Here is a 23,273-nt window from a genome sequence, read left to right on the forward strand (position 1 = left end):
TAAATGTTATTACTTTATTGACTTTATTTCCTTAGCAAGAAGATATATTGATGCTACTCCTAGCGGCACAAATGCTGCAATCATAATAAATATTGGAGTGTAAGAATAGCTTGATATAATTGGCACAAGGAAGTTCATAATGATCACAGAAAAGACGCCTACTGTTCCTCCTAGTCCTGCTAAAGACCCTACTGATTTACCCGTAAATAAATCACTTGGAATTGTTTGAATATTACTGATTACAAATTGGAAACCGTACAATACTGTAGCTACAATTAGTACAAATTTTAACGCAGAATCTGCAAAGAAAATTGTTGCTAAAAGACCTACAAACATTATTATACCACCAATTGTAATTGTTTGTTTTCTTGCTTTATCTATAGAAGCTCCTCTTAGCATTAATTTACCAGAAAAATAACCTCCAGAGATACTACCTAACGCTGCTCCTACATAAGGAACCCAAGAGAAGAATCCAATTTCTTTTACATTAAACCCATAAGTATCTGCCAAGTATAAAGGCATCCAACCTACAAATAACCACCAAATTGGCTCTATAAAGAAACGTGATGCTAACACTGCCCAAGATGCTTTGTATGATAATATTTCTCTCATACTTAACCCTTTTGCTGGCTCCTCTTTATCGTTACCTTCTTCCTGATTTCCATCAAGAATATATTTTTTCTCTTTGTCTGTAATCCATGGGTGTTTTACTGGAATACCTTTGTTCATAATTAACCAAGGTGCAATCCATAACAAGCCTAATACACCTACAAACATAAATGTAGTTTGCCATCCGAAACTTGCCCATAAAATTGCAATTAATGGTGGTGCTACTACAGAACCTAACGCTGCTCCAGAATTAAAAATCCCTTGTGCCAAAGCTCTTTCTTTTACCGGAAACCACTCTGCATTATTCTTTACAGCACCTGGCCAGTTACCAGCCTCGCCCATACCTAACATTACTCTAAAAGAGGCAAAAGAAGTTAAACCTCTTGCAACAGAGTGTAGCATAGTAGCAACACCCCATACCGAAATTGAGATTACAAATCCCATTCGTGTACCAATTTTATCAAACATTTTACCAGATATAGACTGACCAATAGCATATGCTACCATAAATACATTAAGAATTAATGCATAATCACTCTTATCCATTCCTAAATCTGTCGAGATTGCTGGCCACATAATAGCCATTGCAGAACGGTCTATATAGTTAATTATTGTTGCTAAACATACTAACCCAATAATCCACCATCTCAATCCTTTTAATTTAAACCCTGATGATTTCTCTGTGGTTTTTTCTTCAGGTAAATCTTTTACTAAATTCTCCATAGTTATATTATTTTTCTGCTTCCATATCTGCTATTAAAAGAGGTTCCCGTTACACTCTAAGTATTAGAGTGATTGAGATACTGTTCTTGATTCCACTTTTATTAACATGGAAGCTAAAAACGGTTTGTTTGCTTTTAATTTGCTTATTATTTCTTTTATTGCTCTAATTCATTCTTAAAAAGGGTGAATGGACCACCCCATTTAATCTCTCTATTCTCGATAGTTAGGCGATGTTTCGAGGCATCGCTACGTTGTTTGTTTGATATAATGAAGGTCCATTCTTCATCTTGTTTGTTAGTAAAGTTAACTACTGTGTACTCTGATGTATTGTCTATTATTGTAATATCTGTAATGCTACCGTAGGCATTAGTTGCAAACTCACTCACTCTAGAGTATTTACCATGAGTTTCTAAAATTGATGCAAATAATGTTCTTCCTTTTTTTCCTTTCTTCTGAAGAAAAAACGCTGGATCGTGTCTTAAATTAAAGTTAGGATCGTTAGCTCCTATATGTGCTGTTATAATGTTATCCGAAGCAGTAGTTGTACTTGTTAGTGTAAAGAAAGTAGCTTTATCAAACCAATTGATTTGTGTTACTCCCTCTGCTGCTTTTCCTTCTGCTTCTTTCCATAAATGCTGAAAACCATCAGACTCTCCCATTGCAGATAACGTTGTTGATTGTTTAAAATCAATATTTGTCTGCATTAACTGTCCCTTATAGTAATAAGGTAATAATAAGTCGTGCTCTTCTTCTGAGTTTACCGCAAACAGATCCAAAACTAAAGGATTTTCAAAACTACTATCTTTTAACAAGATCATTGTTCTTTGTAATTCTACTCCTGTGTAACAGTTTGTGTCTTTTGCACTCACAACCTGTAAGTTAGGGTTGTCTACATCAAAAATATATGATGTTGGGGCAATAGCATCAGCGGCCTTTACTTTTCCTCTAAATTGCGATTTTTCATCGACAACAACCGTGTTATGGGCCACTGTCTGCTTTGCCCATGTCTTGTTTTCTTTTAAGTAGCCACCACCATCTTTTTGATTTATATTAACCCATCTGGCTGCTCCATAATCTTGTAGAACTTCTTGCTCTCCGTAAAACATACTGTATGATAAACGATCAAAATGACCATGTCCCATACCATGTTTTGCATATTTCATTATAAGGTCAACTTCACCTTCTTTGTCTGCTCTAAGAATACCAATAGCACCTTCATCTCCTTTTGCTCCGTCTCTCAACATTACACTTTTCTTCACAAAAGGAATAGTTTTACCTTCTTTAATTGCTAGTGCTGCTTGCATACCTGAGTAAATCAATGGTACACTTTCTTGCAGTTCTATTAATGATAATAAACTAGGGTCTTTTGTTCCATATTGATAAGCTAAAGATAAAGCCAATTTTAACTCTCTAGAAAAATATGACATGCCTTTCTGTGCATCATTTAAAGGAAAAAACTCTCCTTTTGCATTCGTCTGATTAAGAAGTGCATACACTCCTTTTATCAATACCTCGTTATTGTATTCAAAAATCTTTACTTCTGGTTTAGAGTTATCTAATGCCAACGCAAAAATTAAGAAAGGATACATTGCATAACGTTGGTAATAAGGCCCTTCAGTATAATATCCGTCAGGAGAAAAAGAGAAATCTATCTGTGCTAAGAAACCTGCTTTCTTTTGGCCTTTTAATGTGATAGACCCTCCATCATTATCTTTTAATGCTTCCTTAGACATTGGCAAACCATTTAATGCTTTTTGTACTAAGTCTTCATTTTCCATTACTAAACCAATCATCCCAACAGCGGCATTTGCCCAAGTACTGTGGTTATGTAGTCTATTAAAAAAGCGAGGTGTTTCTACTGAAAGAAAGTTGGCCATAGGCACAAATAATTCTTTATTTAACTCCTTTCTTTCTTTTTCACTTAACCAATCGTAAATACAATCATAGGCTTGGCTTACATAGACTAACCAATTGGCGTCGTTTAAACATTGCCAGAATAATTTTCCTCTAGCATACGACTTTGTAGAAGGATGTCTCTCCAATTTAGGATACATCTCTCTGTACTTAAATAATGTTTCTTTAATTAAGATTGCATACTTTTCTTCTTCTGTAATTTGAAAAAGGAGTCCTGCTTTCTGCAAAATCAAGAAGTTCTTTTTATGTTGTTCGTGTGTATATCCTCCAGCTAAATCTTTTGGTACAGGAACGTCTAATCCTGTAGTTACAAATTGATCAACTTGCGCACGTACTTTGTCAATAGAAGTATCAAATAATGTTCCTTGTCCGAGTGCTGATCGGATTTCAACAACCTCTCCTTTGGTAACAGACAAAGTAGGGTAAGTCTGTTGACCAAATAGAGGTGTCTGAACTATTATCGCTGAAACTAATATGTAAATAAATTCTTTCACTATTCCTTAGTTTATCACTTGAATATTCTTTGTAGTATAGCTGTTGTTGTTCGATATAATTTGTTCTGTGTTATCGAACACACAATTGTTTAAGTTAGAGATAGGTTCTCCGTTTGTTAAGAACAATTGCACAGGTGCACTGTCTTTCCAATTACAATCAGCTACTTGTAAATTTTGTACTCCATGGAATGCTAAAGACGAATTGTCTTTGTTTCTTTTGCTATTACCAACGTCTGTGAAATCACATTTTGTAATGGCAACGTTAGGTCCAAAAGTACTCTCATCTGTTCCGCCTCTGTAGACATCTGCAATAGTATCTCCTATTTTTGTAAACTTAGAGTTCTTTATTATTACATACTCTGCGTTATACATTCCTAGGTCTTCAATTTCCTTATCTAATGATAGAATAGAGCCAGTCACATCTGTAAAAGTAGAATTTTCTATTACTACAGAATCTGCCATTGTACTAGCATAAATCTTTAAGAAACTAAAAGTATGATTGATATTTAATTGCTTAACATCACAATCTAAAGTGATAAATTTATAATTTTCGTTCATAGAGTACTTACTTGTACTTACCACACAGTTACCTGATTGGTCTGGAGAATCTGCTCCATCTATCACTAAATGATTCAATTTTAAAGCTCCACCGTTTTCAATTTTAAAGAAAACTGCTTTTTCAGATCTAACTACTGGCTTTTCTCCTTCAGCACCTCTAATTGTTATCGGGTGGTTTACAAATAGTATCTTAGATAAACTATATACTCCGCCATTCTCTAATTCTAAAATATCACCTGCATTACTTTTCTTAGCTGCATCAATTAGTGTATCATCACCAGCTGCTACTTTAATCACTTTACCAGTGTTAAATGCTAATTCTTTTACTTCTTTTTTGTAATAAGAAGGGCCAACTTCTTCTTTCGTTACAGGTAGTTTAACATCTCCTTCAAAACCTATTTTTTTAAGTAATTTCTTTTTAGGAACACGTAAACCAAACTCATTTTCTTCTAGCTGATAATCTACAAATGTAAAGCCTTCTTCTACTGGAGTATTCTCTCCTTTATTTACATAATTATTTTCAAAGTCAATACCTTCAATATTATCATAAACTGTAAATAAGTTATTGTTTGTTGCTGTAAAGAAAAGGTTGTTTTTCATTACTGATTCAATAGGTGTAGCAGATCTTTCTTTATCACTACCAGCACACAATTGAACATGGTCTGAGTCTATTAATAAGTTATTTGTAATCTTTGCTCCAATTACTTGATTATAACGGTTGATAGGTGAATTATAAATACCATTCATTACTACCAAGGCTCCTCTAAAACGGTAACCTGTTAAACCACTTAAATAATTATTTTTTACTGTTTGATGCTCATTAATTACTCTAATACCACCAGTATTGTGCTTTCTGTTACCAATAAAGTAATTTCCTTCTACTAGTGTTCTCTCTCCATGACGAAGTGTTAGTGTACCTTTACACTCATCAAAAACATTATTTTGGTATGTATTTCCACAAGATTTGTTTGATACAATTTCTAGTTCACCATCACATGCTTCAAAGTAATTGTTCTTTACCGTTGTGTTCGAATTACTTCTTGAATAATGGCTTGTTCCAATACGTAAAGTTTCTCCACCATTACTCCCTAAATTTTGACGTCCTCCAAAATAATTATAAGCAATTACATGGTTATTTTCTAAGCTCTCTTCACTGTTTAATCTTACAGCAAGAGTTACACCTTTATTTCTTTTTCCTACTAATGCATTATGGTCAAATGAATTGTTTTTACCAAAAACTTCAACCCACTTATCACTATCATATCTTTCGGTGTTACTGTAGTCTTCAACAACACAGTTTGTTACTCTACAATTATATGCTAATTCTTTAGAAGAAGTACGGAAGCTAATTACTGAACTTGTTGGTGTAAAACCATTTCTAAATACTAAATCACTTACAACAATATAACTACCAGAGATACGTAAATAAGATTGTCCTTCTAAAAACACTTTACCTGGTGTTTCAGCTTTTAGTACAATTTTATTTTCTTCAGTACCTTTTCCTTTCAATTTTATTTCAACGTCTGTCCATGTTCCATTCTTTAATAAGATTACATGACCAGGTTGAACTTCTTTTAATGCTTTTGATAATTCCTCTTTATTGTTCACCAATATATCTTTTGCCGTAGCAATGTTTGCGTGAACAAATAAAAGGGTAAGTAAAATTAGGGTTGAAGTAAGTGTAATTTGTTTCATTTCTATGTTGTTTATTCCTTTTGTGTTGTAATGTGATTTTATAGATGATCCACCCAGCCGAAGCCGAGTGAATCTAAAATAATCTATATGGAATACTCTTTAATCAACTTTTTTGATCTCCACTAAGTCATAGCGGCCTGTAACATCACCAGGTAAAAGGTAAAAACGTAAGTTTTCTGTATTTACCTCAGTATTAATGACGAAACTTTTATAAACATAATCAGAAGCATTAGGTGTTAACTCTATTCCTTCTTCTACAAATGTTACTCCATTATCTGGGTCTTCTAATAAGAACTGACCGCAAGATGTTCCTGAACTAGAAGCACTTACATAATGGAAACTTACATTGTAAGTTACACCACCAGTTACTTTTATTGTCTGATCCAAAACATGAGTAGCAGACTGTAATTTTGCTCCAGTATCTCCATCAGGAGGTGTTGGAGAACCAGAACCTGAAAAGCTACCCCAAACACTACGGTCTGAGCATTCAAAACTATTACAAGCAAATTCTGGAACTAATTCATCTACAATAGATACAGTAATTACCGTATCACTTTGTACACCATTTCCGTCTGTTGCCTTTAACATTACATCGTAGCTTCCTTCTCCTGCAAATACGTGAGATGGATCTTGTTCTTCTGATGTAGTTCCGTCTGCAAAATCCCAAGTAAAATTACCTGCGCTAATAGAAAGATTAGTGAAGTCTACTTGCTTAAAATTTGCTATGCTCGACTTATAGCTGAAGTCTGCTGATGGAGGAGTTAAATCTGGAATAGATCCAACACCTGGCAATTCTTCTGTACATGCAGTCATCGTAAATAACGCCGTAACTGCTACAAATATATTTTTAGTTAGCGAAGTGCTTAATTTAATTTTCATGATTAAATTTTTGTTAGCGAAAAAATTGATTTCAAAAAATGCTGGTTAGTAACCAGGGTTTTGCTTTAAAATACCAAAACTAGTATCAATCTCTCTTTGTGGAATAGGTAATAATAACTTAGTTCCATTGAAAGTAAATCCATTAGCTGATGCAAAATCTCCCATTACTCTTTCAGCTTCGCCTGATCTTACCAAATCATATAATCTATGATTTTCAAAAGCTAATTCAACTCTACGCTCATGGAATAGCATTTCTTTTGTTAAAGCAGCAGAACCATCTGTTGCCAAAGTAGAAAGATTTACTCTTGAGCGTATCATGTTATATGAAGCAATTGCACTTGCATCTGTAGTTTCTGATTGCCCCGCTAAAATAGCTTCTGAGTGCATCAAATAAACATCTGCTAAACGTAAGATTACCCAATCGTTACCACATAATCTGTTATCAGAAGAAGAAGAGATAAACTTACCGTTTTCTTTTACATCTTCTGGATTATACAAGACACCAATTCTTTCTGTATCTGTTGTACCTACTGCTGCTACTAAATCAGAAGTAACGTAGTTTAAACCACTGTTTCTACCCAATTTTGTAAACTCATAAGAGAAGTCTTGGCTTTCAACAGCATGATCATTCAAAAACTGTACTGCAAAGATCACTTCAGAATTTAATTCACTGTAAAATACATCTCTGTATGTTCCTGCAAGATTGTAGTCACCACTTCCAACAATTGTTTCTAATAAAGTTCTTGCTCCAGTGTAGTCTCCTCTTGTTAATTTAACTTTAGCTAATAACGCTTGAGCTGCTCCTATTGTTGCACGGCCTTCTTCAACGTCTCCTCTTGTAGTTAACTTAGAGATTGCATCGTTTAAATCAAGTTCAATTTGATCTAAAACAGAAGAACTTAATACTTTAACTTGTCCAACTTCGTCTCCTGGAACAATTATCTTAGTTACCAAAGGAACGTCACCAAAACCTCTTGTTAAATTAAAGTAAGCTAATGCTCTTACAAACTTCGCTTCACCTTCAAATTGAGCTTTTGCTTCATCGCTTGTAACAACGTCAAGGTTTTGCAAAACTTTATTTGCTCTAAAAACAACATTGTATAAATCTGTCCAATAAGTAGATAAAGTACCGTTGTTTGGAGAAACATCCATTGTTTCAAACTGAGCCCATTCTCCTTCACTATTTTTAGTTTTAGAGTTGTCTGAGCGCATTTCAGTTAAAGCAAACTCACGTAGTACAACGTTCTGAAGACCGTCGTACATTGCAAATACTGCAGCTTCAATTTCTGCTGTATTTTTGTAAAAACCATTATCTCCAATTGCAGACTTAGGCTCTAAATCTAAAGAATCTTGACATGAAGTAAAAAATGATACTCCAATTAATAACGTCAATCCGATTAATATATTTTTCATTATTATTTCTCTTTTTAGAATTGAAGATTGATACCAGCAGAATACGATCTGTAAATAGGTGCAGCACCTCTTTGGTAACCATAAGTAAGTGGCGAATCTAAACCTTGGTTAACACCTTCTGGGTTATAACCTCTGTAGTCGCTACCCATGATATAAATCAAGTTCTGTCCAGATGCATATACTCTAGCACTGTTAATACCAATTTTAGAGATCCATGATTTTGGCAAAGTGTACCCAATGTTCAAGTTTCTTAAAGTGATGTAAGAAGCATCCATTACGATATCATCTGTAAATATTCTCTGAACAACTTTATCAGAATCTTTAAAAAAGTTAGGATTAGTTTCGTCAGTGATATAATCTTGGTTTGAGCTAAACTGATTGTTTACATACTGAGGATCCATATTTCTAACTTTAGCTCCGTGAGAACCTTGGAACATGAAACTAAAATCAAAGTTTTTGTAGCTCATTGTGTTTGTAACTGACCAGATAAATTTAGGGTATGGAGAACCTAAGATTGTTCTATCGTCTGTATCAATGATACCATCACCATTTAAATCTTTAACATAAATGTCTTGAGATTGTCCGTTGATAGGATAGTAAGGGTTTTTGATATTCTCTAAAGGAATTTCTTTTTCCACTACATATCCGTAGAAAGATGCTACAGGATTACCTTCTTTTGCAATCCATTCTGCAGGACGTTTAGAATCTACTGTTGAGATTAGCCCGTCTGCACCAGCCATACTTACTAAGTTGTTTTCGTTATAAGAAACATTACCAGTTGTACTCCATTTAAAAGAAGTAGTAACAATGTTTGTAGTACGAACTTCAACTTCAATACCTTTATTTTCTACTTCTCCAAGGTTAACAATTGCATCGCTAAATCCAGTAGCTGAAGGAATAGGTCTGTTCATTAATAAATCTTGGCTATTACGCTTATAAAGGTCTACGCTTAAGTTTAATTTATCTTGGAAGAAACCTACTTCGATACCTGGGTTAATTTCAATTGACTTTTCCCACTGTAATTGAGGGTTAGAAAGTGTCACTTGGTTAAAACCATTGTAGATGTTACCGTTAAATACTGAACCTACAGGCTCTACTAAACCAATATGAGGATATCTACCAATTGAGTTATCATCACCATCGTTACCAGTTACACCGTAACTTACTCTTAACTTTAAGTTACTAATTACTGAACTTGATTTTAAGAATGCTTCCTCAGAAACTCTCCATCCTAAAGATGCAGCAGGGAATACACCAAACTTATTATCCTGTCCAAATTTAGAACTACCATCTGTTCTTGCACTTACAGAAACTAAGTACTTATTATCGTATGCATAATTAACACGACCTAAATAAGATACTAAACCTTTTTGAGTATGCTCTGTCCCTGCTCCAGTTACATTTGTAGCTGGAATAGTTTGGATATAATCAAAGTTATAACCATTTGCTTCTACTTCACTGTATTTAGCATCCCAGAATTCATAAGCAAAACCTGCAACAGCATTAATTGAATGCTTATCACCAAAGTTTTTATCATAAGTTAAAGTTTGCTCTGCTACAACATGGAATTGGTTATATTGGCTATTAAAAGATGAAGTACCTGACTCTTCATTTCTAGATGCTTTCACACCTACAAATCTTTCGTTTGTAGAGTTTTTATAATCTCCACCTAAAGTAGATCTAAATGCTAAACCTTTAGCAATATCATATTTTAAGTACATGCTAGTAAATAGCTTTGTTTGGTACTTCATATAATTACGCTCTTGTACTTTTGCTAAAGGAGATGCATTAGAAGTTGTACTAATATCAGTTCCTCCAGATTCTACAGATTCATTGTTATCAAGATCATAATCATCGAACATACGTTCCATAGCATAATCTCCAACCTCTGCATCTGCCCATCTACCTTCTTCTCTAAGACGGTTTACATATTTAATGCTATTCTCGTCAATTCTTTCTGGTAACCAAGGTGATTGTCTTAAAGCATCGTGTAAACCTACAGGGAATCTTCTTTGCTTACTGTAAGAAGGGTTTACTTTTAAACCAAACTTTAAACGATCGTTTACTTTAGTATCTAAACTTAATCTAAAGTTGATTTTTTCATAGCTATCAGTTAATAATACACCTTCGTCTTTTAAGTAACTTCCAGATGCACTATAGTTTGTTTTTTCTGTTCCTCCTCTTGCTGATAACGAGTGGTTTTGAATTGTTCCACCGTCCATCATTACATCGTCCCATGCAGTTTCAGTACCTAACTGATTGATATATTTCATTCTATCTGTTAGTTCACCTTCATTATTGTTTGAGACAAACGAAGTCCATTCTCCAACTGTTTTTAATACATCGTTCTTAGGAACTGATTTTGTACCAAAGTATCCATTGTAAGTAAATGTTGCTTTACCTTTCTTACCTGATTTGTTAGTAATTAAGATAACACCATTTGATCCTCTTGAACCATAAATAGCTGCAGAAGAAGCATCTTTTAATACTTCAATAGATTCTACATCGTTCATATCTAAACTACCTAAGTAATCTTGATCTACAACAATACCATCTACTACAATAAGTGGATTTGGAACTGAAGTAATAGAACCTACACCCCTAACTCTAATAGTTGGTGCTCCACCTGCTTCTGGGTTAGTCATCTGGATATTTACACCAGAAACTTGACCTGCTAAAGCATCATCAACTCTTGATAATGGAATTTGATCCAAGTTCTCATTAGTTACTTTTGATACAGCTCCAGTTAAGTGTGATTTTTGAACTGATCCGTAACCTACTACAACGATTTCGTCTAACTGACTTAATTCTTCTTCTAAAACTACATTGATTTCTGTTTGACCACCCACCGCAATTTCTTGTGATTTACAGCCAATAAAAGAAAACATTAATACGTCTGTAGAGTTTGTAAGTAAAGAAAAATTTCCATCAAAATCAGAAATCGTACCTTTACTTCTTTGTGCATCTTTTACTATAACAGATACTCCTGGTAATGGCAAGCCATCTTGATTTACAATACGACCATTAACTTTAACTTGATCGTTCTGTGCCAAAAGATCTGCGGGATATAAAAATAGTAAAATCCCAATAGATGCTAGTAATAATTTAAATGTGTTGTTCATTTCAATTTCATTGAAGAGTTAGCTTTCAATACGAACTACTGTTTAATGTTACACGATATAACATAAGTCAATTCTATATAAAAGCGTATTTGCTCATTGGTAAAAATAAATAGTTTGCTTAGGCAGGTTGGTTGTTCGTTTGTGAATACACTTCTTTGTACGTATCTTTATGCACAAGGAAGGAATGTTTCATAAGGATGATTTTGCCGATGACCCCTATTGTTCAACCTGACTTTTTGGATTAACTGCCAGTTAATCCATTTTTTTATCCTAGTTTTTGTTCTTACATAGGCCACTTACTACATGTTTGGATGTTGAATAATCTCCTTCAAGTGTTGGAACATTGCTTGTTCTGCTTTTTCAGGATCTCTATTAGAGATATGTTCTAAAATTGCATAATGTTCATCTAACGCTCTTGAAGGTTTGTTGCCTGAACAAATTTCCTTCTCTTTAAAAAAAGTAATGATGTCTGGTGCTACTATCATCATTAGTGATTTCAATACAGAATTCTTACTTGCTTCGGCTATTTTCATATGGAACATTAAATCATGTTCCACATTATCTTTTCCTTTCTTAACGGCTGTCTCATATGCAGTTAAAGCACTACTTATAGACATAATATCTTTATCGTCTCTTCTAATTGCAGCACACTTTGCTGTATTTGTTTCTAAGATTACTCTTGTTTCAACTAGAGAGTTAAAATCATTTCCTTCTAAATCTAATACGTCTGTTATTAAACCTTCTAGAGCAGAAATACCAAAACCCGCTACTACGGTACCACTTTGCGGTAATGTTTTTAATATTCCATAAAACTCTAACTTTCTTATTGCATCTCGAACGTGTGTTCTACCGATTGCAAAATGTTCACTTAGCTTTCTTTCTGATGGTAATTTATCACCAGGGTTTAACTGTCCAGAAGATATTAAAGCTTTAACTTGTTTAATAATCTTATCAACTGGCTTCTCAATTTCTATTTTTCTAAACGTATTAAAGATAGATTGTTCCATGATATATTTATTTCTTACTAACTGGTTAACCAATTTTTTCTTAGCGAAAAAAAAATTAAACCAATAATTCTTCTTTTTAATTAAACAATAGCCTTTAGACTATTTAAAACTTTGTTCTTAACCTATATAGCTAAGATTTTACCAATTGTACTACTGCATTCATTAGCGATTTTCATCACTTTTTCCTCTCCCTTTTTGGTTACCTAATAATTAGGTTACCAACAACTGGTAGACCAATTAAGAAATATTTAGATTTAGATGCAAGTGTTTTATAAAAAAAAAGAGAAAATAATGTAAAAAACACACTTATGATCATTCATAACACCACACAATAGACAAAACACTACGAATTCGATTTTCTTTTAGAAAAAAAATCTAAATAAATAAATTCAACAAAAACGTATAAATCTAAACCCTTTATGAAAACAGTATTTAAACTCATCGGGGTCTCTAATATTAATCTTTATCTCATTTTACATTGTTTGGCCTTGTTATTAAGTGACAAGGATTAATAAGGCAAATGTTCTGAAGGTGGAATCACATATCATTAAAGGTCAAAATGGAAGGAACATAGAATATTACACATACAGTTAAAAGGCTACCTGTAGTTATTAACCTTCATGGTTCTGGAGATGAAGGAAGTTTTGAAAAATTTATCTATCAACAAACATGTATTCAATATGGAGTAAGAGAAATTGCTATTTCTTTACATGGGCTTGGAAATACTGATATAAAGAAAAGTCGGAAAGTAATTGATTAGGCTTCTGAAGAGATAGGTTACAGTCAATTTACTTATTGTAACGAATTTTACAGATAGCCAAAAAATAATATGATTAAAGCACTCTTGGATGGACAGCAAAATTAGACTTTCACAAAGTGTACAAGAAATAATTTTAGATTCTTGTACACTTTTTTATTTAACTCATTAAATAAGTTTCACTATTCACCCCACAAGTCTTATTTTGCTGTGTTTAATTTACACAACAGGTTATGTACAGAAAATTTGGGTTTATAGTAGTTGCTTTTTTATTTTTTTGCCAATTAGTAATGGCGCAGTACAAATATGCTCCAACTGATTTTCCGCCTAAAGAATTTCATAAAGAAAGGCGTGAACTTCTAAGAAATAAGCTATCTAAAAATTCTGTTGCCGTATTTTTTGCTAACCCTACAAGAAATAGAGCCAATGATGTAGACTATGTGTATCATCAGAATCCAGATTTATATTATCTAACAGGTTATAAAGAACCCAATGCTTTACTCCTCCTTTTTTCTACGCCTTATCTATTAGAAGATGGTACAGCTTGTTCAGAATTGTTTTTTGTTGAAGAAAGAGATTCTATTGATCAGTTTTGGGTTGGAGCTAGTTTAACTATTGAAGAGGTGAATCAAAAACTTGGTGTTGAAAATGTTTTGCCAATCACCGCTTTCCCACAATTCAACTTTAAGTTCGAAACTTTTGACAATGTACTTACTTACGATCCTCCTAGGGATGTTCGTAATAACATATACAATTCTTTTGATCAATATGACATTATTCAAGATTTTAAGAAAAAAACAGTTTACCCCCCTTTCTTAAATCCAGTATCTGCTTATCTCTATAATTTAATGCGCTCTACTACTGTAGAAAATCAGATGAGCATTGCACAAGACGTTGCTTTAGAATTAAGAAATACTGCTGTTTTACGACTAGATAAAAATATTATAAATTTTATTTCTGCCACATCGCCAGAACAAAGAGTTAAAGTTGCACAGCATTTACCAAATACAAACATCGACATCTTAACTCTAGATAGTTTAATGAAGGACCTTAGAGAAATTAAAGCTCCTGTTGAAATTAAACTCACTACTAAAGCAGTTGAAATTTCTGCAACTGCACAGATTGAAGTAATGAAAGCAATGAAACCTGGATTATCTGAAACGGAAGTTCAGGGAATACACGAATTTATTTTTAAGAAATATGGTGCAGAGTATGAAGGGTACCCAAGTATTGTAGGCGCTGGTGAAAATGGTTGCATGATGCACTACATAGCCAATAACAAACCCAATTTAGAAGATGGCGAACTGATATTAATGGATTGTGGCGCAGAATATAGAGGGTATACTGCAGATGTTACAAGAACTATTCCTGTAAATGGTAAGTTCTCTAAAGAGCAAAGTGCACTTTACGAAATTGTACTTAAAGCGCAAAATAAGAGTATTGCAGCCTGTAAAGAAGGAGCTACTTTTGATGAAGTGTATACTATATCTGCTGATATTATTGGGAAAGGGTTGTACAAACTCAAAATAATTGCTTTCCCAGAAGACTATGCTAGATATTTTCCCCATGGGTTAATGCATCATATTGGTTTAGATGTTCATGATAAAGGGCATTATACAACACTAAAAAAAGATATGATCGTAACTGTTGAACCTGGCATTTATATTCCTAAAGGAAGTGATTGTGATGAAAAATGGTGGGGGATTGGCATAAGAATAGAAGATGATATTTTAATAACTGATAGTGAACCTATAAATTTATCTGAAAGAGCACCTAGAGAGATTGAAAAAATTGAAGCTATTATGAAAGAAACTAGTATTTTTGATCAATTAAATTTACCTGAATTAAAATAATCTTAAGTCAAGACAATATTTATTAAATCTATCGGTTTTCTTTATAGCAATGTCGCTATCTTATGAGATTAATCATCTTCTCGATATTACTTATCTTCAACACGTCTTTTAAACAAACTTCTACTGTGTTGAATTACGCCCTACTCGAAAACTCTATTGAGATTGAAAAGCAGGGGTTCAATAAACTCAATTCATCTTTACATTACGAGCTAAATGTCTCTTACCCAAAAGTAATGTATACCAATAAAATAGATGTAGAGCACAAAATAAACCTTGATATTCAAGGTATTATGGCATTTGCTATTTCTGATTTCCTATCAAAAACAAGAGAAGTAAAAATTGACAAAGGTGTTTTAGGCTTAAGTTATATGAACTTAAACTATAATGTACATTTTAACCAAAACGGTATTTTAAGTTTATGTTTTGATAAAGAAACCTTCTATAATGGTTTAGACGGTATCAGAAAGTTATCTGTTACGTACAATTATGATGTAAATGATAAACGAAAAATCCAGCTAAAAGACTTGTTTGTTAAGGATGTTGATTACTATTCTAAACTAAATAAAATAATAAAAGAGAAACTAGGTTCTGGGGCAAAAGTATCTTCTGATGCTGTAAATACATTCTGTATTACTAAAGAAGGATTGTATTTTCCTTTAGATGTAAAAAAGTGTAGAGGCAAAAAATGTCCTGATTTTATCAAAATAAACTGGTCAGAATTACAAGGAATCCTATCACCGTATATCTCTCAAAAAAAGGACATTTAATTTGTATCTTTTCTTAGTATTTATGCTTCTGGGTCTAGCTCTATAACTTTCCCCTTTTTATCTTTCTTTCTAAAAATTATTGAATTAATAGTTTCCACTTCTTCTGCCTCAAAGTCATCAAACCATTCTTTCATTTTCTCTACAGCAGCATCTTTATGTTCTTCTTTTAAACACACCGTTAGATAACTGATTGCAGCAATTACTACAGAAAAGTCATCACTAAAGCCTACTAATGGAATAAAATCTGGTATTAAATCAAAAGGTAAGAGTAAATATCCTAAAGCTCCTGCAATTGCCACTTTCGCTTTCTTAGGTGTTTCTTCATCAATGTACATGTAAAATAACAGTAAGCCTGCGTAAACAACTTTTTCGCCAGCTTTTTTACCCATATCAATTAAAGAATCTAAGAAGTCACTTTCTCTAAAATATTTAATGTATTTTTCTGTATTTATATCTTTAAGCCCCATATCTAATTAAAATTTGTTGTACACTATTAATTTACGAAAACAGTTCTACTTTGTTGTTCTAAGCTCCTTCTCCTCCATCATCGTTACTAGAATTGCCTTCGTCGTTTCCTCCAGAGATGTACATATCATGTAAAGAACCTTTATAAGAAGGCTCTTCATCAAAGTACGTATCAAAGTCAATTTCTTCTTCGTCGCCTTCTTCTACTCTTTTATTTTTAAGTAATTTTGAAAACTGAGGAAGTAGTTCTTCATCAAATATTGGGAGTAAAACAACAAATGCACCCATCTCAGAAACAATTTTCATCTTGCTCTCTTGGGTCATAGATGATTGGTAAGCAAACTGTCTTTCTTTTAAATAAGCAATTGCATCACTCACTAATAATCTACCTTCTTCTGTCAGTTTTAGTTTAGAAGAAAGTTTATCAAAAAAAGAAGAAGAAATATATTTTTCGAGATAAGGATTACTCTTTACATTTTCTTTTAAAAATTCTTCCGCAGAAATTTCACCTCTCACTTTCTCTAAAATAGACTTTACAGAATAAACTGTAGAAGTATCATTTTTAAGAATATCAATAAATGGTTTCTCAAAAGATTTTGGCGTAAATGTATCAAAGTTTTTCCCTCTTCTTAAGTACGTTAATTTAATGTCTTTATTAATGTCACAATAACCATCTAACACTCTCTCCATCAATAAATAAATTATGGAATAACGCATTAATAAACGACCATCTATTGAATTAGATCTAGTTAATAATGCTACTTCTGCTGGTCTTAATTCTCTAAAATCCATGATAATTATATTTGAATGATATTGTGGTAGTGGTTTAGGAAAACTACTAATTAGGCATAAATTTAAAAACTGGATACCTTAAATAAGACTTCTCCTTATTATCTGAACGTTCGTAGATAAAATTTAGTTGAGCATAAGCATCATTTTTCAAAGAAGGGTTCTTTTTAATCTCTTTATCTAAGGCTGCTCTTAAGCTTGCATCTTCTTTTAGCATTTTAGCTGCTTTGTCTTCAAAAACATAGGCTGAAAAATGCTCTTTCTGCTGTAAAATTGGATCAAAAAAGTTCCATGCAAAATAACTATCTATAGCTTCTGGAGTTAGTACCTCCATTAAAAATCTTATTCTTTTCTGATCTGCAGATATTAAGTAATCTCCCTTAAAAAATTGTAATTCTTCCTTTTTAGTCTTTGTTTTAACAGAGTGATGCAAGTAATGTCCTTCATAAGGTGATTGTACTGTTTTGTATGCTTCAATATATTTTACATCAACAGTAAACTTCTCATCGGCTTTTAATTGAGTAACTTCAACACCATTTAATTTTAAATGATCTACAATTGTTTTCCACCCTCTTGGAATAATAAACGATAGTGGTTTAGGTTCGTATTTTGTTACTTTTAAAGAAGAATAGAAGGGTATTGCTTTCTCATAAGGTGCTGTTCTATCGTAAAATAAACGCGGTAAACCACTTACTTCACTTTTTATCATTCTACCTTCATAGCCTTTAAAGAAAATGGTATCACTTTTAGATTTATCAACTTCCCAAGCAATAGGAAATTCATCTTTATGTCGATCATCTATAAATTGTGCTTTTCTATGTTGTTTTAATTCAGCACCGTGTTCTCCCAAAAAAGCAATCACATTTTCTAAGAATAAGTACGTTGCTTCTGTACGTTGCTTAAAAGGCTTAAGCATGTGCGTTTCTATAACATAACTTGGTGTATTAAACAAAGCCGTATACCCTGAAGAATAACGAGGTGAATCAAAAAATTGGACATAGCCCTTATCTGGCGTTGTTCCCCACACATTTACATAAGGTGCTATCGGAAAGCTATTTTCCAACATCTTTTCCTCTAAATAAGGGTTCATCTTATTCTTAACAAAATCTCCTACTACACCGCCTAATTTTTCTTCATGCGAAGCCAAATACGTTAGTGTATACTGATAATCTGCTCCATTACTAACATGAGTATCTATAAAAAGGTCTGGTTGCCAAACATGCATAATTTCCGCAAGGGTTTTCATGTTTTTAGAATCCATTTTTACAAAATCTCTGTTGAGATCTAAATTCTGAGCATTCCCTCTAAAACCATAAGAAACTGGTCCTTCTTGATTTGCTCTTGTTCCCGAATTTCTATTTAAAGCTCCTCCTACATTGTAAAAAGGAATAACTGCAATAATTGTATTCTTTGGAATAACATTTGATTTTTTTTGAAGAATATCTCTCAAAAGCATCATGCTCGCATCTACACCGTCTGGCTCTCCTGGGTGAATAGCATTATTGATTAATAAGACATTTTTCTTTTTTAAATCAGAAGGTATAAATGCACCTTGAGAAGAATAAATCCCTAAATGTATAGGCTTGCCAGCATCAGTATCTCCGTAGGTAAATACACGGAACTCATCGTAAACTGTTCCTAACTTTTTAAAATAAGCAATGCCCTCTTCGTACGTAAAAGACGCTAACCCATTAGATTTCTCAAAGGGTGTTTGCCAATCCTCTTGCTTCTCTTTTTGCTGAGGTGTTTTACTTTTAGTACATGAGATGTTGAGTAGTAGTACTGCTCCAATGATAAAAAAATATTCTTTCACTATAATTATTTTAATAAATAGTTGCCCAAACCTTTTATAAAGATCTATTAATTTAATTGATTCTTCAAAGTTTATATAAATTGTATCACGATCAACGAAAAATTTCTCAAATAGATTTTAAAACTTTTCTCTAGATGAAATGAATGCTTCAATTAAAAAGATAATATACGGCTTACTTTCTATTGTTCTTATAATTTATATCTCTGTTTCTTGTTTTGGCTATAAGCAAATTGTTTTGATAAATACCCACCAAGGTAAAAGCGGACTTGAAAGAGAAATGAAAAGAAATACCTTCGATACTCAACTACTTTCGGAGTGTAAGCAAGAAAACTTTAAGGTGCATTCATTATTTGGATACGATTTAAAAGGAACTTATATACAAGCTCCAACAGATTCTTTAGGGTTGACTGTAGTTATGGTACATGGCATTAAAAGTGACCGATGGACGATGATGCGATATGCTCAGATTTACTTAAAACATGGAATTGATGTTGTTTTGTACGACCAAAGGAAACATGGTTTAAGTGGGGGCAGTCAAGAAAGTTATGGCTTCTATGAAAGTCAGGATTTAGAACAAATTGTACAGTGGACTAAAAAGAAAAAGCCAAAAGATATAATTGCCGCACATGGAGAATCTCTTGGTGCAGCAACAGTTTGTATGCATTCTGGAATAAATGAAAGCACACATTCTGTTAGTTTTTATATTTCTGATTGTGCGTACTCTGACACTCCTAAATTACTTACTAGGAGAGCTAAAAAAGATTTTGGAGTTCCTGATTTAGGTTTTATTACTACAACTAGTTTTTTAACTAAAATAAGTGCTGGTTTCTATTTTAGTGATGTAATGCCTATTGAATCTGTAGGTATATCTAAAGTCCCTATCTTATTTATACATGGTGAAAAAGATACATATATACCTAAAGAAATGAGCATAGAGATGTACAATGCAAAGCTAAATGGAGAGAAATACTTATGGCTAGTGCCTAATGCGGTGCATGCAAATTCTATTACGGTTGCTCCAAAAGTTTACGAAACTAAAGTAATGAGTTATGTAAATACTATTGTTTCTCAATTGGCCGAATAAATAAAACATTCTGATAATATTGATGTTACATTCAAAATGTATGTATATTCACTCATTAAATAAATAACATAAACACTCATGACAACACTCGAAGAAAAATTAGAAAGTAGAATTTCTCAGATTGATATAAAAGTAAGAAGCTATCATATTGATAGTTATAACCATGTGAACAATATGCGTTATATGGAGTTTTTGGAAGAAGCACGTTGGTCGCATTTTGAAAACAACTCCTCTCTTAAAGTTTCTCAAGAAGAAGAAACTAGTTTTGTAATTGCTAATTATAATATCAATTATAAGTACCCTGCAATGATGAATCAAACACTTGAAGTAAAAACTAAAGTAGATAAAATTGGTTCTTCAAGTGTAGTCTTTCATCAAGAGATGTTTATAAAAGAGACAGGAAAGAAAGCACTTGATGCTCATGTTACACTAGTTGCTTTTGATATCAAAACACAAAGACCTAAACGAATTTCAGATCGTATAAAAGACGAATTGGTAAAATAATAATCTTAATAGTATGGCTTCAGCACAACATAGACTGCTAAAATTAGCACTAAATGTGTCGTCAATGATGTTTCCGACACGTAACCTTAATCTCACTTTATTACGAGAGTCGACAGAATTGATTTCGCTTGTTGCCCTTTTACCCTGGGGTGTTAAAGCAAAAAAGTTTAGTGTTTCTAATCTGGATTGTGAAATAATAGAACCAGTACGTAAATCCGAAACTAAAAAAGCTTTATTATATCTACATGGTGGTGGTTACGCCATTGGCTCTTCTCAGACACATAGATCTATGGTTGGGAAATTAGTAGACGACACACATGCAACAGCATTATTAGTTAATTACAGAAAAATACCAACATTCCCCTGCCCTGCTGCAATAGAAGATGCCCTTGTTGGGTATCAATATTTATTAGATAATGGTTACTTGCCAGAAGAAATTGCCGTTGCTGGAGATTCTGCAGGAGGAGGTTTAGTTTGTTCGCTATTCTTTATGCTCAAAGAAAAACAAATGCCTTTACCAAAGTGTGGTATTTGTCTTTCTCCTTGGGTAGATCTTTTACATATGGGCGAATCTAGTGAGAAAAATAAGTACTCAGATCCTTTTGTAAAAGTAGATGAAATGCGCAGATGGGCAAGTGTTTATGCTGGCGAAAAACCTTTAGACCACCCGTATGTCTCTCCTCTTTATGGAGACTTAAGTAATTTTCCTCCAATGCTCATTCAAACTTCTACAAACGAGATTTTACACGATGATAGTAAACGTTTAAAAGAAGCATTTGAAAATGTTAATGTTCCCGTGAATTATCAGGAATGGGACGATTTAATACACTGGTGGCAACTATTTTGGAAATTTATTCCGGAATCTGAAGAGGCATTAAATAAAGTTGCAAATTTTATAAACTTTCACCTAGATCCTACGTACAAATAACTAGATGAAAATTTCATTATCAAAAAATGAAATGATTGTTCATTCACTTATTTTTCATATATTTGCAATAGCAATAAGGTAAATAAGTAATTGACTCTCAGATTTAATTACAAATAATAATAATAACGCAAAACACGATGGAAGAATTATTAAAAAAAATCGTTTATACTGGTGTAGGTATCACAGCTTTTACAATTGAAAAAATTACTGAAGTTGTTGACAAACTAGTTGCTGAAGAAAAACTAACTGCCGAAGAAGGTAAAAAAATTGTTGGCGAATTTGTTGATAGCACAGAAGCTAAAAAAGACGAATTCGAAGGTCAAATTAAAACACTAGCAGATAAATTCACTTCATCATTAAACATTGATTTAGATAAAATCACTTCTATGTTTAAAGGTGGTGACTCTGAAGAGGTAGAGATCTTAAAAGCAAGAATTGAGGCGTTAGAAGCTGCTCAAGCTCCAGCACCAAAGAAAGCTCCTGCTAAAAAAGAAACAAAAACTACTACGTCTTCAGAAGCGTCAGAAGCTTAAGCTTCTTGGTACTTTTGTGATGTGTGTGGCCGACAATACTGTATTAATGACAGAATTGTCGGTCTTTTTTTGATACTTTCCACAACCGATTGCAGAATAAAGAATTAAAATAACTACTTTTACAGAACCAATAACACACCAATTTTTACAACACATTTAATAAACTTATTCACCAATAATTATGATGGATAAACTTACTGCATCTGTAGGTACAGCACTAGACCGTTTTATTGCTAAAAGGCAAGAACAGTTCCCTTATGCTACCGGAGAATTATCACAACTACTTCGTGATATTGCACTTGCATCAAAAATCATCAATAGAGAAATCAATCGGGCTGGACTGTCTGACCTTGGAGGTGCGGCTGGAACAGAAAACATTCAAGGTGAGCAACAGCAAAAACTTGATATGATTGCAGATGTCCGTTTTACAAGGGCATTAATTAATGGTGGAGAAACTTGTGGGATAGTATCCGAAGAAGTGGATGATATTATAGACACAGGTAATCATCACGCAAAGTACATAGTAACTATAGATCCTTTAGATGGCTCTTCTAATATTGATGTAAACGTATTAGTAGGAACCATCTTTTCTATTTATAGAAGAAGATCTCCAATTGGAAGACCTCCTACTATGGACGATATGCTACAACAAGGAACAGAACAAGTTGCGGCTGGCTATGTTTTATATGGCTCGTCTACTATGCTTGTTTATTCTACTGGATATGGAGTAAATGGCTTTACGTATGAACCTTCTTTAGGTGAATATTTCTTATCGCATGCAAATATGCAGTGTAAGGAAAATGGTTCTATCTTCTCTATTAATGAAGGTGGCTATAACACTTTCAATGAAGGCTTAAAAGAATACATCAGAAGATGTAAAGAAAGAGAATATTCTGGCAGATATATAGGTTCTTTAGTGGGAGATTTCCACAGAAACCTTTTAAAAGGTGGTATTTATATCTACCCTGCCACATCTAAATATGATACAGGGAAATTACGTTTACTCTATGAATGTAATGCATTAGCATTTCTTGCTGAGCAATCTGGAGCAATGGCAACAGATGGAAAGCAACGTATTTTAGAAATTAAACCAACATCGCTACATCAAAGGTCTCCTTTCTATGTTGGTTCGCCTAAGATGGTTGAAGAAGCTATGCAATGTCTGGAAGATTATACTGAAGAAGAAGTAGAAGAACTTGAAACAAAGACTGTACAAATACGCTCTTAGTAGTAAGTTTACTATAAATTCTTTAATTGTTCTTAATAACAGAATGCCCAATAATTTAAATAATTATGGGCATTTTGCTTTTTATATAAAAAATAATTTACCTCTTTAAATTATACTCTCTACATAATATCCAATTCA

The 23,273-nt window shown here is 33.1% G+C and carries 17 protein-coding genes; 7 read left to right on the plus strand and 10 right to left on the minus strand.

The window, feature by feature from the left end:
* Window positions 1-9 precede the first annotated feature (9 nt).
* From EI427_RS11100 to EI427_RS11130, 7 genes are all read right to left on the minus strand, one after another.
* Entirely contained in the window at window positions 10-1,332 is a 1,323-nt protein-coding gene (locus EI427_RS11100; RefSeq protein WP_126614577.1) for an MFS transporter, read from the minus strand.
* Window positions 1,333-1,487: 155 nt separating this feature from the next.
* The gene (locus tag EI427_RS11105) at window positions 1,488-3,740 is read right to left on the minus strand and encodes an alginate lyase family protein (protein ID WP_126614579.1); all 2,253 of its coding nucleotides are present in this window, start codon (window positions 3,738-3,740) and stop codon (window positions 1,488-1,490) included.
* Between the two features lie 6 nt (window positions 3,741-3,746).
* Window positions 3,747-5,993, minus strand: a complete 2,247-nt coding sequence (locus EI427_RS11110) for a polysaccharide lyase 6 family protein (protein WP_205727846.1) — start codon at window positions 5,991-5,993, stop codon at window positions 3,747-3,749.
* Window positions 5,994-6,092: 99 nt separating this feature from the next.
* Window positions 6,093-6,872: a PKD domain-containing protein gene (locus EI427_RS11115; RefSeq protein ID WP_126614583.1), complete on the minus strand. Its 780-nt coding sequence runs from the start codon at window positions 6,870-6,872 to the stop codon at window positions 6,093-6,095.
* Window positions 6,873-6,917: 45 nt separating this feature from the next.
* A complete protein-coding gene (locus EI427_RS11120) occupies window positions 6,918-8,285 on the minus strand; it encodes a RagB/SusD family nutrient uptake outer membrane protein (RefSeq protein WP_126614585.1) in 1,368 nt (455 codons plus the stop codon).
* A 14-nt stretch (window positions 8,286-8,299) separates the two neighbouring features.
* Window positions 8,300-11,407 (minus strand): SusC/RagA family TonB-linked outer membrane protein, encoded by a 3,108-nt coding sequence (locus EI427_RS11125; protein WP_126614587.1) that lies wholly within the window; start codon window positions 11,405-11,407, stop codon window positions 8,300-8,302.
* A gap of 299 nt (window positions 11,408-11,706) precedes the next feature.
* A complete protein-coding gene (locus tag EI427_RS11130; protein WP_126614589.1) occupies window positions 11,707-12,414 on the minus strand; it encodes a FadR/GntR family transcriptional regulator in 708 nt (235 codons plus the stop codon).
* A gap of 990 nt (window positions 12,415-13,404) precedes the next feature.
* Between EI427_RS11130 and EI427_RS11135 the strand changes: the two genes are divergently transcribed.
* Window positions 13,405-15,024 (plus strand): aminopeptidase P family protein, encoded by a 1,620-nt coding sequence (locus EI427_RS11135; RefSeq protein ID WP_126614592.1) that lies wholly within the window; start codon window positions 13,405-13,407, stop codon window positions 15,022-15,024.
* A gap of 62 nt (window positions 15,025-15,086) precedes the next feature.
* Window positions 15,087-15,791 (plus strand): polysaccharide deacetylase family protein, encoded by a 705-nt coding sequence (locus tag EI427_RS11140; protein WP_126614594.1) that lies wholly within the window; start codon window positions 15,087-15,089, stop codon window positions 15,789-15,791.
* Between the two features lie 20 nt (window positions 15,792-15,811).
* On the opposite strand, the gene EI427_RS11145 is transcribed toward EI427_RS11140, so the two are convergent.
* From EI427_RS11145 to EI427_RS11155, 3 genes are read right to left on the minus strand one after another with little or no spacing between them, the layout of a single operon-like run.
* Window positions 15,812-16,258 carry a YkvA family protein gene (locus EI427_RS11145; protein ID WP_126614596.1) on the minus strand — a complete coding sequence of 149 codons (447 nt, stop codon included), beginning with the start codon at window positions 16,256-16,258 and terminating at the stop codon, window positions 15,812-15,814.
* A gap of 58 nt (window positions 16,259-16,316) precedes the next feature.
* On the minus strand, window positions 16,317-17,048 hold the full coding sequence (locus tag EI427_RS11150) for a hypothetical protein (RefSeq protein ID WP_126614598.1): 732 nt from the start codon (window positions 17,046-17,048) through the stop codon (window positions 16,317-16,319).
* A gap of 46 nt (window positions 17,049-17,094) precedes the next feature.
* Entirely contained in the window at window positions 17,095-18,858 is a 1,764-nt protein-coding gene (locus tag EI427_RS11155; protein ID WP_240655300.1) for a M14 family metallopeptidase, read from the minus strand.
* Window positions 18,859-18,997: 139 nt separating this feature from the next.
* On the opposite strand from EI427_RS11155, the gene EI427_RS11160 reads away from it, so the two are divergent.
* The 5 genes from EI427_RS11160 to fbp all read left to right on the plus strand — a co-directional run bounded on the left by EI427_RS11160 (window position 18,998) and on the right by fbp (window position 23,135).
* Entirely contained in the window at window positions 18,998-19,942 is a 945-nt protein-coding gene (locus tag EI427_RS11160; protein ID WP_126614600.1) for an alpha/beta hydrolase, read from the plus strand.
* 78 nt (window positions 19,943-20,020) lie between these two features.
* A complete protein-coding gene (locus EI427_RS11165; protein ID WP_126614602.1) occupies window positions 20,021-20,446 on the plus strand; it encodes an acyl-CoA thioesterase in 426 nt (141 codons plus the stop codon).
* Between the two features lie 13 nt (window positions 20,447-20,459).
* Window positions 20,460-21,374: an alpha/beta hydrolase gene (locus EI427_RS11170; RefSeq protein ID WP_126614604.1), complete on the plus strand. Its 915-nt coding sequence runs from the start codon at window positions 20,460-20,462 to the stop codon at window positions 21,372-21,374.
* Window positions 21,375-21,511: 137 nt separating this feature from the next.
* Window positions 21,512-21,907 (plus strand): phasin family protein, encoded by a 396-nt coding sequence (locus EI427_RS11175; protein WP_205727847.1) that lies wholly within the window; start codon window positions 21,512-21,514, stop codon window positions 21,905-21,907.
* Window positions 21,908-22,088: 181 nt separating this feature from the next.
* Window positions 22,089-23,135, plus strand: coding sequence for a class 1 fructose-bisphosphatase (gene fbp, locus EI427_RS11180; protein WP_126614606.1), 1,047 nt, complete (start codon window positions 22,089-22,091; stop codon window positions 23,133-23,135).
* Window positions 23,136-23,273: the final 138 nt, after the last annotated feature.

Source organism: Flammeovirga pectinis, assembly GCF_003970675.1.
GTDB classification, from domain to species: Bacteria; Bacteroidota; Bacteroidia; order Cytophagales; family Flammeovirgaceae; genus Flammeovirga; species Flammeovirga pectinis.

What these genes read in the sequence shown, in the direction of transcription:
- EI427_RS11160 (WP_126614600.1), top strand. Translation starts at nt 18,998, where the DNA reads ATGAATGCTTCAATTAAAAAGATAATATACGGCTTACTTTCTATTGTT.
- EI427_RS11170 (WP_126614604.1), top strand. Translation starts at nt 20,460, where the DNA reads ATGGCTTCAGCACAACATAGACTGCTAAAATTAGCACTAAATGTGTCG.
- fbp (WP_126614606.1), top strand. Translation starts at nt 22,089, where the DNA reads ATGATGGATAAACTTACTGCATCTGTAGGTACAGCACTAGACCGTTTT.
- EI427_RS11150 (WP_126614598.1), bottom strand. Translation starts at nt 17,048, where the DNA reads ATGGATTTTAGAGAATTAAGACCAGCAGAAGTAGCATTATTAACTAGA.
- EI427_RS11125 (WP_126614587.1), bottom strand. Translation starts at nt 11,407, where the DNA reads ATGAACAACACATTTAAATTATTACTAGCATCTATTGGGATTTTACTA.
- EI427_RS11145 (WP_126614596.1), bottom strand. Translation starts at nt 16,258, where the DNA reads ATGGGGCTTAAAGATATAAATACAGAAAAATACATTAAATATTTTAGA.
- EI427_RS11110 (WP_205727846.1), bottom strand. Translation starts at nt 5,993, where the DNA reads ATGAAACAAATTACACTTACTTCAACCCTAATTTTACTTACCCTTTTA.
- EI427_RS11100 (WP_126614577.1), bottom strand. Translation starts at nt 1,332, where the DNA reads ATGGAGAATTTAGTAAAAGATTTACCTGAAGAAAAAACCACAGAGAAA.
- EI427_RS11175 (WP_205727847.1), top strand. Translation starts at nt 21,512, where the DNA reads ATGGAAGAATTATTAAAAAAAATCGTTTATACTGGTGTAGGTATCACA.
- EI427_RS11130 (WP_126614589.1), bottom strand. Translation starts at nt 12,414, where the DNA reads ATGGAACAATCTATCTTTAATACGTTTAGAAAAATAGAAATTGAGAAG.
- EI427_RS11140 (WP_126614594.1), top strand. Translation starts at nt 15,087, where the DNA reads ATGAGATTAATCATCTTCTCGATATTACTTATCTTCAACACGTCTTTT.
- EI427_RS11115 (WP_126614583.1), bottom strand. Translation starts at nt 6,872, where the DNA reads ATGAAAATTAAATTAAGCACTTCGCTAACTAAAAATATATTTGTAGCA.
- EI427_RS11165 (WP_126614602.1), top strand. Translation starts at nt 20,021, where the DNA reads ATGACAACACTCGAAGAAAAATTAGAAAGTAGAATTTCTCAGATTGAT.
- EI427_RS11135 (WP_126614592.1), top strand. Translation starts at nt 13,405, where the DNA reads ATGTACAGAAAATTTGGGTTTATAGTAGTTGCTTTTTTATTTTTTTGC.
- EI427_RS11120 (WP_126614585.1), bottom strand. Translation starts at nt 8,285, where the DNA reads ATGAAAAATATATTAATCGGATTGACGTTATTAATTGGAGTATCATTT.